Source organism: Chryseobacterium sp. HMWF035 (assembly GCF_003094695.1).
In the GTDB taxonomy this organism is placed as follows: Bacteria; Bacteroidota; Bacteroidia; order Flavobacteriales; family Weeksellaceae; genus Chryseobacterium; species Chryseobacterium gambrini.
The window spans coordinates 16,776-31,017 of record NZ_QEHP01000093.1 but is presented as its reverse complement, the minus strand read 5'-3'; the positions used below and the strand labels follow the sequence as shown (position 1 = coordinate 31,017).

Here is a 14,242-nt window from a genome sequence, read left to right as displayed (position 1 = left end):
AGATATGGGCAACAAGTATCAAGATTAAGATTCCGGGCAAGAGCAGCAATAGAAACTTGTATCTCGCATTTAAAAAGAAACCACTCCTTAGGATTAAATTTCCTAAAAGGAGTGGATGGAGATATTCATAATGCCTTATTAGCAGGAATTGGATACAATTTGAAGATGAGATTAAACCAAATTAAAAAACAATTGATCCTTTGGTTTGAACTTGTTTTCAAAATCTTTTTAGGCAAGTATAATTTTCAAAATGAAAAATTAGCTTTTTAAGGAATGACTAATTAACCATTTTATGAAGTTCCATTGCAATAAGGGTTTGGTAAGGTATTCCCATCATTTCAGCTTTTGATTTCAGTTTTACCAAATCAGAAGCCAGGAGTCTTATGCTGATGGCTTTTTTGACAGGCTTATGGACTGAATACCCTTGCAGTTTTGCTTTTTCAGCTTTCAATTGCTGGGCTGAAAGTCCCTGGCTGGAAGATGCTGTTAATCATTCTTCCGATAAAAGTTCCTGCTTATCTAAATGTTGGTTGTCGTAATTGAGCATGGAAAGTATGGTTAAAAATAAAGTTTTTTGAGTTTCCTGCTGAGATATGCCGTTTTAATAAATATTTCTTCATCATTCTCAACAAAAGGGACTGCGCAATAATATCACTCATAGAGAATCACATACATCATCTGTCCTTCTCTGCCGGGATTGGTTCTTTTATCTATAATTTCTCATTCATTAATAAGATGGGCAACAGTATGCAGATCAATCCCTCTTTTCTCCAATATTGTGATTCTTTTTTCTTCATTATAACGGATGATTTTCATTGAATGATAAAATAATTAAACGATCTGCATATGAAATAGATATGTAATTCATATACAAATACAAGAGAAAATTGGAAGAAATTGTTTGGCATTCATATATACTGTAGCATTTACAAACTGCCCTCACAGAAATACGAAGGACAATTTCGGTCAGAAGCTATCTTTTCTATTACATCTAAAAAGCAGCTATAATTATCCCGTCACTCAAGGAATTTCAAAAAACAGTTTCAGGTAATAATCTTTCTTTTTGACCAGCTCATCGATACTCTCCCCTTCCAAAAGAGCATTTTTATTTGTAGCCTCGTAATATTTTTTGATAAATTCCGAAACGTGCAAAGGAACTGTCTCAGATTTCTGCTCAAAGAACCAATCGAAAAACTCCTTTTCATCGGATGTATTACGATAGATTCTGGGCTGATGTTCCCGTTTGCTTCCGGCTAAAGAGATACGGGGATCATACTTTGCTATGTTGAATAAGGTATCTATATGCTCAGAACTTTGATACATACTCTGTTCATTTCCAAGACAATATAAGCATAATCCGTGTATATCGTCTACCGAGAGATTGAGCGCATTGATTCTGGCTCTCTCCAGCTGTTCCAGCACATATTGGGCTTTCATTTGAGCACCCAGCCTGCTCTGTTTTTTGATTTCTTTTCTCTGCGTTTCCAGTGCGGACCTCATAACATTATGATATTTGGTGTCTATCTGTGAGCGTTTTTTCACCGACCCTGTTTCCAGACTGATTTTTAATTCAGGATATTTGCTCTTTAATGCTAAAAGAACCTTTCAAAGGGCTATTTCTTCAATCTGGCGGATTCTTTCCCTGCTGCAGCCATAGACGGAAGCGATTTCATCCTGAGTGGAATGATCCAGATAATGCATTTTTACAATATTATACTCCCTTATCGAAAGGTTCAGTCTCATTTCTTTCAGCACAATGGCGTGAATTTCCTTATTCATCATATCAGTGGAATGCTCATCATGACTGTTTTGGGAGCTATTTCCAGCTGTTTGTAAAATATCTCACCGGGTGCTTTCTTCGTCTCCTCTTCTTACAGGAGCATCCAAAGAAATTACATTATAGGCCTGCGCTTCAATCTTTTGCAAAAGCACACGCGAACTTACCCTGAGTATTTGGGCGACTTCTTCCAGCTGAAGGATTTCTCCCGTTTCATTTTGAGTGGAATTCAATAGATGATACGCCTGAACAGCTGCTCCAACCTGATCTTTTGTATTAAAAGGTGATTTGTTTCCTATGGTCGCCAGGTAATTGTCGATCACCACTTTGATGTAATATCGTGCATAGGTTAAAAAAGCAGCTTTGTCAGGATTGTACCTGTGGGCTGCAATTAAAAGTCCTGAGATTCCTTCCTGCACCAGATCCATGAATTCTCCGTTATGATTGGAAAGCTTATAGGAACTGATCTGGGTCCTGCAATAATAAAGTACATAGTTCACATGACGCAGGATAAGCTCATCCCGTTTTTTCTGATCTCAGGTTTTCATATATTCCCTGTAGAGATTTTTTGAGAGTTCAGGATCAGTTATACCATATCTTTTTCAGGAGATTTCTGAGGAAAACATTTCGTAAGTGGTTTCAAAGGGTTTATCAGTATTTTTCATAAAGTATGGTATCAATAAACAGGATATTTAAATAAGTATAACAAAATAATTAATGATCCGGGAATGTTAATTTGTTTTGCTTCCCAATAGATAATCAAACTATTTTATAACGATATCAGAATATAAATTGACATCATGACTTCAAGCAAAAAGATAAGATAATGGCATATGAGGGGCATTATCTTATCTTTAATTCTGTGCTTTCATCCCGAATCCATTCTATCTGCTTTAGTCAAAAGATTCTTTTTTGGAATGGATGAATTTTTCAATTGACAGGCGGGAATACCGTATTTTGCGGCCGCTTAATTTATAGAATGTAATGACAGACTGGTCACGATACTTTTGAAGGGTTGATTTTGATGATATTCCCAGTAGCTGCATTGCCTCCTTCTCAGAAATGAAATCAGTTTCCTTATCTTTAATTTCTTCACTTTTTATACGTTCAACAATTTTTTTAACCATTTTATAAAATGTTTCAGAATCGGTTTGGATCAGAAACAGTTCTTTATCTTTTTGATGATCATGAATATTCATAGCCTAATTTTAAAATCGGAAGGTAATTTCCCGGTTGTGTTTTTAATTTTTTTTTGTCAATTATTCTATACTGTTTTGAGTGTTTTTTATCCTTCTTTTTTTGATGAAGGATGGCTAAAACCGGCCTTTATTTTCTACTCAAATACGCTTCATTTTTTTGGTAAAACAGCAGGAAAATTCTTCCGGTTTTGGAGGGTATTTACCTGCTGTATCCATCATTTTTTTGTTTTCTTTTTGGGGTTTCTTTTTTCTTTTTTCATTGTTGTTTTTGTCCAAAATCTCCCTCTGCTTTTTTTTCCGCTCAGCCCTTGCAGGATTGCATTCGTACCGTCACAATGACGGATTGTATCTTGAAAGAAAGCTTACGGAATTGGATTTTAAGTAATTTACGATCCTTTTTAAGCTGCATTATTGTGATCATTCAGAATCATTTTTTCACTTATTTTTACGTTCGATTTCCACTTGTTTTTTCATGATGCATTTACCTTAATTTCCCTGCCAGTTCATGTTCTTTTTCATGACGGTTTTCTCTTAATTTATGAAGCATTTTCATCCGTATGGAAACTTCGGAATTTTGCTCTAAGGATTGAAGGATTTGTTTATCATATCCCAACGTTTTAAACCTGAATTTCCGTTTTCCCCGGACTCCTGCAGGCTCATTATTTCTTGTATAGATTTCCACTCCTCTCTCCTGCAGGATGGTATAAAATTCTTTTTCCGAACCCGCCTTTTGAAATACATCATCCAGCAGATCGCATAACTGCTGTTTTTCAGAAATCCTCCCCCGCTTCGTCATCGCCGTCTCTTTTTCTTTTCTATACCTCTTACTTTTTCTCTCGGTCCTGCCGTGCCGCACTGATGAATATTCCAGCTCCGGAAACCGTTCTTTCTGGAAAGCCTCCATTTGTTCTTTGATACGGCTGAATTCTTTTTTAGAAATTCTGGCGACTTTCCCGGTTTTATATTCCATGGCAGAAAAGCAGATATGAAGATGAACATGCTGCTTATCATTCCGGTGTACCGTGGCTACTGCCAATGATCTCGGAGCCCGTAAGGAAAGGTATTTCATGGCCATAACCTGCAGCTTATCATTACTCAGAGATGGAGTGTCATGGGCATGAAAAGACAGAATATCCATGTAAAGGAGTACGTTGTTTCTGCATTTTCGTTTTCGGAATTCTTCATTGGAGGCGAGCTGCATAGCCAGCCTGTTAATATCGGAAGTATCCCCCTTGATAAATTGGGTCAGTACAAAGCTGTTGTCCCTTTCACTATCCCTTAGAATGTACTTTGGGATCGAAGAAAAGCAGGAGATACTTTTGTAAGAAGTACTTTTAATGATCATAATTTCAGATTTTTACACTTGATATTTTTTGTTAGCATGTACATCGACCTTTAATCGTTTAGAATTAAGAAACCTGATGAATAATGTAAAATGCCGTTTTGCCGGACTTAAGAACCGTGTCTGATCACTTAATCAACAATCACTTGCACTTTTCCATCATTTTTACCATTCTGCAAGTCAGCATTACAGGATCACATCATTTTTATATTGTTACACTGTTATTATGATCTATTGTTATTTGGGCAAATTGGGTCATTGGATTGGTAAAGCATGGCATGGTTAACCTACTATTTTCCATAGTTTCTGCAGGTGGCTTTTCAGCTCTGTAATGCTTTTATGATCTGTGATATAAGATCCTAGTACTAGTTTCTCAAGATAATCCGCAATCATAAAAAGCTGTTGTTCTTTTCTGATATCATGCTCTGACCATGATTCATTAACTTGAGTTCCGGTCCTGAGATCCGTTTTTACCAGCTCCCTGATATATTCTGTAACGGACTGCTTTTTGGCAATCCGTTTTTTAAGTTCCCGGGATTCGTCTGTTGTCAGGGATATGGTATAGTTCTTATACTTTCGGCGTTGCTGCTGTTTAAGCAGTGTATTATACCGCCGCCAATATTTTTTCTTTTCACGGATAATCTCTTCATGGGAAGGATTTTGTCCTGCAAATACAGTATCAAGATACTCATGCAGGCTTTTGTACTCCCTTTGGTTGGTTTCCGTACTATCGCTGCTGTTCACAATCACGGTCTTTATTATTTTTTTTGACGGACATATCCTGAATGATGATATAGCGTGGAAGCTGCATCAGGTTATCGAAATGTATTTCTTCAAAAAAGCAGTCTTTTTCAATGGACAGTAGAAAAGACTGAGAGAGTATTTCCAGTTTATCCAAAGGGAAATATCCCCACTTTTTTTCCTCCTCCCCGACAAGGTATCCTAAACAGGTTCCTGATCTGGGGTCATACATAGTGATATGCCAGGTTTGCTGACCACTGGCGTTATCTATTACCAATGGATTATCTTTGCCTTGTTTTCCGATCTCGGCAAAGCGTTTTTCTAAAAGTTCTGTTATCAGTTTCATAAGTATAATGGTTTGTTGTTATATTCCTGCCCTTTGTCCGGATGCTGATGGCTCCTGTCATCGTTACGGGCCAGGGTTACAGGTAATTGTTACTGTGGATTGGTGTTTTAAATTGAGAGGTTCGGAAGATCATGTGATTTTTTACTGTTTCATGACTTTCCGTTCAGATTGACAATAGGAGCTTATCATTGACGCTGCCGAACCTTCTGTTTTTATCAATATAAATGCTACAGGTCTAAGTCCAGAAACTGTTGTTTGGAAGAGTGATCCATATTCAGCTTTTCCAGTCTCTGCTGCCGTATCAGCTCACGGAATCTGATCTCCTTAAAGTAAATGTCCCGTTCTATGGTCATCGCAAAAGGAAGCTGCACTGCTTCCAGTTCATCGATTGAAAATGTTCCCCATTCATCCTCCCACATTCCTGTGACATAGCCGTAACAGATATGGTTTTCAGGATTGTATTCCACTGCATACCATGTCTGTGAACCGCAGGGATTGAAAAATTTGGCAATAATAACCGGGTTGTCAATTTCAGATTGATCGCCAATTTCGGCAAAACGTTTTTCTAAAGTTTCAGTAATCAGTTTCATAAGTATCGTGTTTGGGTATTGGGCTGATTGTTGTTTGTTGATTGTTGTTGGTTTGATATTTTAGCGTGTCATTTTGATAATTAATGAATCTGCTGTTTGCTGCTTGTTTGTGCAGATCGTTTTTTATGGTGAGTTCATGATTTCCGTGAAGTATTTTCTCTGCTGCTTTTCCTCTTTGTTCTTATTCTTTAATTGTTACACTGTTATATCGTTAGATAGCGTACTTTATATTCTACAGGTTCAGGCCTTCTTTGGGGTGTCATTTGGAGCTTTTGTATCAGTTCCTTTTGTTTGTAGGCATGGGTAACTCTTACTTTCAGAGGTTTATCCCCGGAAGGAAGCACCAGGATTTCATCCTTCATTTCCCGGATCTCTGAAGCCGTCATCAGTGAACGCTGTTTCGCTGCTCCCGATTTTTTATCCTTATATTCATATATCCCGAGCATTCGCTCCAGGGCATAGGTTTCTTCCCCCAAGCCGCCGTAATAACATTTAATATTACAGTTGTTAAGGATATTCTGTGCCTTTTCACCGTATTTACCCAATAAAGATTCGGACTGTAAAATCAGCTGCTGCGGAATCTTGAATTTCCGTGAATTGGAAATAATTTCAGAATAATCCCTTATGGCGGTTAATGTATCAAACTCATCCATGATCATAAATACATCGAGTTCTTTTTCTGTCGGTAGTCTTGAGAAGGCATAGCGGTAGAACTCCTGAAAGAAGAGTGATACCATAGGAGCATAGTAGCGGATATCTCCGACAGGCACATGGGCAAACAAAGCGTGGGGCGTTTTCCGGAACTCTTCGAAACGGACTGTGGTTCTGCACGTAATATCGCAGAGCATAGGATCATCACCGATAAATGAGAGTGCTGCCAGTGCACTTGCCACAATTGATTTCCGGGTATTCTCGGAGGCTCCGGCAAGAGATCGGAGCTTGCGGAATACTGTTTCAGAAGCACGTTCTGCAAGGAGCCTTTCTACAGCATCCGGGTTGCCCTGGTATTCCATCAGGAGGCGGTAAACATTGGCAAGATTTCCATATTCCTCCGCTTCGGATTCCAGCAGATATTGCATAAAAAGTACAATACAGTCTTCTGCAGAAATGGTAAAAAAGTCAGATTCATCGGTGGTAGCGTTAAGGAGTGTTTTGGCAATCTTCCGCATCTGGGTGGCATTATTGCGGCATCCGTCCATTGGGTTAAAGTAGACTCCGGTTTTCTTTCCAAAGTTGAGTTCCATGCAGCGGTAGCCTGCCGATTCTAAATACGGAATGGTACGGCTGAGCTCACCGCTGGGGTCATTCACCATAATGGAATACTGCCCTTTGGCATTGAGCAGGAACGGAAATACCGACACCTGCGATTTACCTTTTCCCGAAGGAGCCACCACCAGATAATTTTCACGGCTTTTGGCCATGGAAACAAACCGGGTGCCGTCAATACAGAAACCCTGCTCTTTTGACGAAATAAGGGTTTCGGGTTTGTTAAAGGCAGCCTTCAGGCTGTGATCCTTCCCCCAGATCGTTTCAGCCAGCTGTTTGCCGGCAGGAGAACTTTTACTGATCCGGGTTTTAATTTGCTGTAACAGGAATTTCTTAATCATTTGATTTCATGTAAAAGGTTTTCGATTTGGGTCAGGAAGAATACACATACCATATCCACCAGCCTGAATCCGGTGTACAGGAGGGATAGCAAAAATCTCAGCAGGGAGATCAGAAGGGCCGCGATGGCACCGAAAAATAGTTTTAGGGCATGGATCATATCAACGTTTTTTAAGGTTTTAATTTTTTGTATTTTAAGTTTTTGTAGTAATCTTCGGTATGCAATATTTGTATTGTATATATTTATGAATTGATAAGTGCGGTTTTCCCGCAGGCGGTATTGAGATAAGCAAACTATATTTGTACTGTGATAAGCAAGACGACATTTCATAAGTTCCGTTTAATAGCTGCAAGTTGGCTGGAATAAGTGGAAAAATCATCGACAGCTTGTCGCCAATGATGACAAATTTTTAAAACAATAATTATGGAAGAAGAAAAAAAAGATGGATATGAAGTTGCAGTAGATGAAAATACCGTAGTAAGCCAACTGGTAAAAGAAGTATTTAAAAAAGCACAAAAGGATTGCGGATCCACAGTCAGAAATACAGTAGTTGGTTATGTCCACAATCAGATGGTAGCACTTTTTAATGAAAATCCAAAGTTTGGCGTGGTGATATCCGTCAAGACTCTGGAACGGTATTACCGAAGATATATGGAACATATGAAGGACAAAGATGTAGAAGGTTTTTCACCTCCGAATGACCGGTCCAAACTCCAGCTCTCCAAATATCTGGGGTATAATAATTACAATGAATACTTAGCCCATATCTATAAGGGTTCCGGTAACACCAACATTAATATTGCTAAGAATATAAATAATATCAAAAAGCATAAAGGAGATATTAATATGAGCTGATTTTATGTGTACCTATAGCTATAAAAATTTTTCTATTGAAAAAAAGAACCATCATTGTGAGCTTGAGAAATCAGTCAATAAGCTTCCTGTGGATGATAACGGACTGTGTATTTTCCACAGCCGGGATCTTTCATGGAAAAAAGAGAACGATTTTTACGGCTATTTAAAAAAATATATTGCCGTATGCCGCGAAAGCCAATCGGAGATTGATTTGAGGGAAGTCCATTTCGTAGCAGCCAAAGGAAAAATAGCAATTGATTATCTGGATGTATTATCAGGATCTGATTTTCACCAGTCTGAATTTCATGGGATCATTGAATGTGTTGGGAATACCAGGAGGAAAGTCATCCCTCAGAGACTGGCTTTTCAGGATTGCGTATTTCATCATGAGGTAATATTTAAACGATGTACGTTTAAGCACGAAGTTGAATTCTCTGCCTGTACTCTAGAAAGTGAGTTTAGCATTCTGAGTCTTGAGATGGAAGACTGCATTTTTGAAGGCTACTTTGAATTTTCACATCAGACCAATTTCACTTCTCATCTGACGATCTGCGAATGTCATTTTAAAGAAGAAGTTCTTTTTCAGGAAATAGAGAAAATAGATAACTGTTTTGACATTATTTCCAATACATTCGATGAAAATTTTACGTTCAAAGAATCAGAGATTAGTACTGCTGTCATCAATTTTACCAACAACACCTTTAACGAAAACGCTGAATTTTATGATGTGGCACTGAAAGGGACAGTTTTGTTCAACCGTCCTAAAGTAGAAAGCAAACTGATGTTTACAGGAACGTCGGAACGCAAGATATTATACGGAAATACCAGTTTTGAAGTTAAACCACAAGACATACGGGGTCAGATTATCTTTCAACAAACCCAGTTAATGCTCATCGAGCGTTCGCACCTGGAAGTGTTAAAAAAGCTTGAGAAAACAGGAGTCGGAGATGATAAAAAAGTTGTTATAGGACCGGGATGCATCAAGTACCGATGGCAAACCCCTGCGAAAACCCTGAAAACTAACCTTAAAAACGGATTGATCATTGAAGAACTGGTGCGCAGCTTTGCTGCGTTTTTTACCAATGACGCACAGAAGGTACTCGGTGTGGAAATTCTGGACCGAACAGCCTATGAAATTACATTTTTTTATTTTTCGGATGAAAATATGAGCGGAGAAGAAATTTCGGATACTTTTATAGATGTCCAGGAGAAATTTTTTGGAATAATGAGCAATTACTATCCGGTACATCAGGAAACGCTTTCCGAGAAAGATCAGCTCAATATTTTCCAGACCAAACTCTCTCAAAACAGCACACTCATCAAAATACTTTCCGAAATACAGCGGAGCAATTGGAACCTTCCTGATTCTGAATCCTTACTTCAGTCTTTGACGCTTCCTGAGCAGCAGCTTATTTTTTCCGAATCATTCCACCAGCAGCTGCTCCAGACGAGACTGCCGGAACTTCTGGCTTTTGCACGGGCTCAAAACATTCCTATAAACTTATTTCCCACCATCACTTATAATGTGGCCAAGAACATGGTAAAGACAAAAAAAGTAAAAGGCAACATTAATAATTTCTGAGATTTATTGAATTAAAAAGCAGCCACCCTAAGTAAAAACTAAGGGTGGCTTTTTTATATAATCTGCCCGTTCGCCAGAAAAGGCAAGATTCTGATTAAAATTAATTTCCGGCATTGCTTTTCCTTTGTGGTAGAAATTTCTACTGACCGAAAGGTTGGTTTTTGGGATCCCAAAAAGAGCAGCGAAACATTGACAAGACAAAGACCCCCGGGAAGTTTTTGAAACGTTGATCATAGCAGCTCTTTCCCGCCAGCGCTGGCATTTTTTAGAATTAAAAAATGTCAAAACATGGAAAAAAAAGTGTTATTGCTTATTGCAGCACTCATGATCGCAGGAACCGCAGTGTCCTGCCGAGAACTGGAAGAAATGAGTACAGTTCCGCAAAACCACAAGGTTGAGCAACAGCTCCCTACGGATATTAATCAGGCAGACAGGGAACATGGTGACCAGGGAAACAATATGCCACCACCTGATGAGTAAATGTCGCATGATACCCTTACAGACATCTGTAAGATGGATATACAAAAGAGAGGCTGCCAATGGCAGCCTCTTTTAGTATATCGTAACAATGATATTATCCTGTCTTCTAATAAAGGAGATTAATTTCTGTTTTTTTCAGATAAACTAACTGTTTTTATATCATATTGTTATTCAAATCATGATTTTGTTAAAAAAATAGTATTTTTAATCTGCAAAATGAACTAAACCATGCGCTTGTTTTTACTTGTCTTATTGATTATGGTATGCGTCAGTATACCGGGGCAAAATACCGAATCTGTGAAAATGTATGAAGACCACGTTCTTCAGTTAAAAAAGTATTGGAATACCGATCGGAGTGATTCTATGCTTTATCATGGGGAACAGGCATTGGTTTTGGCAAGAGCGCTTGGTGACAAACAACTTGAAGGGAGGGTCAATGTGTATTTAGGAAGTCATTTTTACGAACAAAACGAAAGCAGCAGTACAGCATATTACTATTTTCGTAAAGCCTATCAGGCGTACCGACAGGCAAAAGATACCCTGAAAATGGCTAAAACACTTCTGCGAATGGGAATTCTGGAAAAAAACACCCGACAGTTTATCAAAAGTAAGGAAAGCTGCATCCAGGCTCTGGAATTTATTGGCAACAAGAAAACGGATTTTGCAGACGAGCTGTATAACAATCTGGGAATCACCTATAACGAGTTGGGTGACCTTCAGCGCTGCGTGAGTTATTACAAAAAATCCCTTGAACTCAGAGAGCAGTCCGGGAATAATGAACTTATCCTCCAGACGCTGAACAATATGGCAACGGCCTATAAAACCCACAAAGACTTTACAAATTCAGCGTATTATTATTCCAGAGCATTGCAGTATCCGCTAGCTGTTTTGGAAAAATATCCCGAAGAATATGCCCGTATTATAGACAACAACGCTCACCTTCATTTTTTGCAGCAAAAAAATAATAACGTTCTGAAAGATTATCTGAAGGCTCTGGAGATCCGAAAGAAAATCGGACATGATGCCGGCATTGTGATCAGTAAGCTGCACCTTGCGGAATATTACCGGAGAAGCGGAGACTATGAAAAATCCAACTCCTATGCACAGCAGGCACACACGTTAGCCCAGAATACCGGAAATTACCGGGATGCCCTGACAGCCATGGAGCTTTTGAGCAGCAATTATAAAAATTCAGGAAAGCTTCCCGAAGCCTTACGTTATGCTAAAGGTTATGACAGCCTGCTTAAAAAAGTCTATCATAAAGAACTTAATGTCGGAGAGAAATTTGCAGACATCCGTTACGAGTCCAAAGAAAAGGAAAAAGAAAACAAGGATCTTAAGCTCAGAAACCAGCTACAGCAGCTCAAAGCCCGTCAGCAGCGGATATATCTGTATGCAGCGTTGGGACTTTTAGTGCTGCTGATTATTACAAGTGTATTGTATGTCCGTTATTCCCGCCTGAAGGCTCGTGAAAAGAGTTTACTGATGCAGCAAAAAGAACTTGAAGCAGAAAAGGAAATTGAATCTCTTTTACTCCAGCAGCAGGGCTTTGCCGAAAAAGCCAAGCAGAGAGAACAGGAACGGATCTCCCATGATCTTCACGACAGCATTGCCGGCAAAATTTCCGGGACGATGCTGGGACTTGACGCCCTGGCCTCACAAAGTGAATCTCCGGTAAAAGAAAAGCTCGATACTTCTGTCCAGTATATGAAATCCATTCTGGATGAACTGGGTTCTATTGTCTATGATATGAACCGTCAGAAGATCATTGATGTATCGTATAAGAGCCTGCTGGAGCAACTAATCGATAATCAGCTTTCCCGAAGCACCCGCTCCTCTCTGACTATTGCATCCGATTTGGATTGGAACAGGGTTTCCAACCGGATTAAAATTGCCTGTTATTATATTATCCAGCAGGGCCTGCGCAATATCCAGCAGCACGCATGTGCCAGTGAAGCAGAAGTAAAATGCTATCAGAAGAACCAAAAGTTCCATCTGGAAATTTTAGACAACGGAATTGGAATTGATCCGGATAAACCCTCTAACATTGGAATTCCCGGAATGAAGAAGCGGACAGAATCTGTGGGCGGAACATTTTCCCTCCACACTGAAAAAAGCAAAGGCACCACATTATACTGTACATTCCCCTTATCATGAAACAGCAGCTCCATATTTTACTCATTGATGACCACCCGATGACCATTGAAGGCTACAAGGCAATTCTAGAAAACATGTTTGAAAAACCTGTTATCTCGGAAGCCTACACTGTAGAAGAATCTCTTGAACGCATCCGGAGACAGCCTGATATCCTTCCCTTTGATCTTGCTTTTGTAGACATTAACCTTCCGGCGGCACGTGATGCAGCCATTCATTCAGGAGAAGGAGTGGCTTTACAACTGAAGAAAAAATTTCCGCAGACTAAAATTATAGTTCCTACCATGTTTTCCCAAGGGGAAAGAATACGCTATATCATTAAAACCGTCAATCCTGACGCTTTACTTCTTAAGAATGACTTTACAAGCTCAGAGATAAAGAATGCAGTAGAATCGGTGCTTAATGGAGAAACTTATTACAGTAAAGGGGCAAAGCAGGCACTAAAGGCTGACGATTTGGGACTGGACCGTCACGACCTGGGCATTCTATATTGCCTCTCAAAACAAATTAAAGTTAAAGATATGCCCGAACATATTCCGCTATCGTTACGGGCGATTGAGGAACGCAAAAGTATACTGATGCTTAAACTGGATGTTCCGCCAAGAGACAACCAGCTGCTGGTCATTAAAGCAAGAGAAAAAGGATTGCTATAAAATTTCTATAACCTTGAAAAGTATCTTATATCGTAAGCCAATTGGGATTAACGATCGTGGGTCTGTGAATATGTTTTTCATATACGATCTTTTCATTTCGCATTGACTTTTATATTTAGGGTCTCTATACTGATTTTTTACCTGTATACTGATAAGCAATGATTCGTTACTCCAAAGGAGACCTTCACCTCCATACCCAGTTTTCAGATTGAAAAACATCAGTTACAGAACTTTTTAAACTCACAGAATCAGTAGAAGAATATAAAGTACTCTCCATTACGGATCATCATTTTTTTACACTTCCCGAAATAGTGGAAACCTCTACCTGTCTTTGGATACCCGGAATTGAGATCTCAGCTCAGGTTTTTTGACATCCCATCCATCTTACATGATATGGTGTTCGTATAAACTGTACTGAAGAACTTACAGAGATACTGGAGAATATAAAGGACTGATATAACAAAAGAGCAGAAAAAGTCTGGCAGAAACGATTGGATTTCGGGCTATCTCCCCGTCCTCTCTCAAGCTTCCGCTGATCTTTACCCGGACCTGTTTACAAATCGGATCTGATTCGTGAACTCGGAGACTTAATTTGAATGACCGATATGAAAGAACTCAGGCACCGGGCAAAAGAAAACGGAAATCTTTTATATGCTGAGGAAGAAGTATTCTTTCCTAAAGCTGCAGAATTAATTAAAGCGATGCATGATTCCGGACTGACTGTTTGCCGGGCACATCCCTGAAAAAGTCTGTTTAAAGGAGAAGATGAAGAGATTTCCCGAAATGTTTTTAATGAACTGCTTGCTGCGGGTATTGACGGCATTGAGCCCTTTGCCCATAAACATACACCCGGGCAAACCCTTTTCTTTGAAAATCTGGCCAAAGAGCATAGACTCCTTGTAACGGGCGGTTCAGAC

The 14,242-nt window shown here is 39.2% G+C and carries 15 protein-coding genes and 1 pseudogene; 7 read left to right on the top strand and 9 right to left on the bottom strand.

Annotation, left to right across the window (positions count from 1 at the left end; genetic code table 11):
* Nucleotides 1-270, top strand: a pseudogene (locus DD829_RS24475) (hypothetical protein); the annotation flags it as partial.
* A 750-nt stretch (nt 271-1,020) separates the two neighbouring features.
* On the opposite strand, the gene DD829_RS14025 reads toward DD829_RS24475, so the two are convergent.
* The 9 genes from DD829_RS14025 to DD829_RS13980 all read right to left on the bottom strand — a co-directional run bounded on the left by DD829_RS14025 (nt 1,021) and on the right by DD829_RS13980 (nt 7,602).
* Nucleotides 1,021-1,542, bottom strand: a complete 522-nt coding sequence (locus DD829_RS14025) for a hypothetical protein (RefSeq protein ID WP_116547862.1) — start codon at nt 1,540-1,542, stop codon at nt 1,021-1,023.
* Between the two features lie 63 nt (nt 1,543-1,605).
* A complete protein-coding gene (locus tag DD829_RS14020) occupies nt 1,606-1,782 on the bottom strand; it encodes a sigma factor-like helix-turn-helix DNA-binding protein (RefSeq protein WP_108409375.1) in 177 nt (58 codons plus the stop codon).
* 60 nt (nt 1,783-1,842) lie between these two features.
* Nucleotides 1,843-2,277: a sigma factor gene (locus tag DD829_RS14015; protein ID WP_165796572.1), complete on the bottom strand. Its 435-nt coding sequence runs from the start codon at nt 2,275-2,277 to the stop codon at nt 1,843-1,845.
* A gap of 393 nt (nt 2,278-2,670) precedes the next feature.
* Nucleotides 2,671-2,976, bottom strand: a complete 306-nt coding sequence (locus DD829_RS14010) for a helix-turn-helix domain-containing protein (RefSeq protein WP_108409377.1) — start codon at nt 2,974-2,976, stop codon at nt 2,671-2,673.
* Nucleotides 2,977-3,457: 481 nt separating this feature from the next.
* Nucleotides 3,458-4,321 carry a relaxase/mobilization nuclease domain-containing protein gene (locus DD829_RS14000; protein ID WP_108409379.1) on the bottom strand — a complete coding sequence of 288 codons (864 nt, stop codon included), beginning with the start codon at nt 4,319-4,321 and terminating at the stop codon, nt 3,458-3,460.
* A 279-nt stretch (nt 4,322-4,600) separates the two neighbouring features.
* Entirely contained in the window at nt 4,601-5,062 is a 462-nt protein-coding gene (locus tag DD829_RS13995; protein WP_108409380.1) for a hypothetical protein, read from the bottom strand.
* Entirely contained in the window at nt 5,046-5,405 is a 360-nt protein-coding gene (locus DD829_RS13990; RefSeq protein ID WP_108409381.1) for a DUF2958 domain-containing protein, read from the bottom strand. Before DD829_RS13990 ends, DD829_RS13995 begins: the two co-directional genes overlap by 17 nt.
* A 227-nt stretch (nt 5,406-5,632) precedes the next feature.
* Nucleotides 5,633-5,995: a DUF2958 domain-containing protein gene (locus tag DD829_RS13985; RefSeq protein ID WP_108409382.1), complete on the bottom strand. Its 363-nt coding sequence runs from the start codon at nt 5,993-5,995 to the stop codon at nt 5,633-5,635.
* 203 nt (nt 5,996-6,198) lie between these two features.
* Nucleotides 6,199-7,602 (bottom strand): type IV secretory system conjugative DNA transfer family protein, encoded by a 1,404-nt coding sequence (locus DD829_RS13980; RefSeq protein WP_108409383.1) that lies wholly within the window; start codon nt 7,600-7,602, stop codon nt 6,199-6,201.
* 422 nt (nt 7,603-8,024) lie between these two features.
* Here DD829_RS13980 and DD829_RS13975 point away from each other — a divergent pair, with 422 nt between their 5' ends.
* From DD829_RS13975 to DD829_RS23645, 6 genes are all read left to right on the top strand, one after another.
* The gene (locus DD829_RS13975; protein WP_108409384.1) at nt 8,025-8,456 is read left to right on the top strand and encodes a hypothetical protein; all 432 of its coding nucleotides are present in this window, start codon (nt 8,025-8,027) and stop codon (nt 8,454-8,456) included.
* 4 nt (nt 8,457-8,460) lie between these two features.
* Complete coding sequence (locus tag DD829_RS13970) at nt 8,461-10,038, top strand: pentapeptide repeat-containing protein (protein WP_108409385.1); 1,578 nt, start codon at nt 8,461-8,463, stop codon at nt 10,036-10,038.
* Between the two features lie 288 nt (nt 10,039-10,326).
* A complete protein-coding gene (locus DD829_RS13965) occupies nt 10,327-10,518 on the top strand; it encodes a hypothetical protein (protein ID WP_108409386.1) in 192 nt (63 codons plus the stop codon).
* Nucleotides 10,519-10,821: 303 nt separating this feature from the next.
* A complete protein-coding gene (locus DD829_RS13960; RefSeq protein WP_228408206.1) occupies nt 10,822-12,675 on the top strand; it encodes a tetratricopeptide repeat protein in 1,854 nt (617 codons plus the stop codon).
* Nucleotides 12,672-13,325, top strand: a complete 654-nt coding sequence (locus DD829_RS13955; RefSeq protein ID WP_108409388.1) for a response regulator transcription factor — start codon at nt 12,672-12,674, stop codon at nt 13,323-13,325. Before DD829_RS13960 ends, DD829_RS13955 begins: the two co-directional genes overlap by 4 nt.
* Nucleotides 13,326-13,930: 605 nt before the next feature.
* Nucleotides 13,931-14,068, top strand: a complete 138-nt coding sequence (locus tag DD829_RS23645) for a hypothetical protein (protein WP_165796575.1) — start codon at nt 13,931-13,933, stop codon at nt 14,066-14,068.
* Nucleotides 14,069-14,242: the final 174 nt, after the last annotated feature.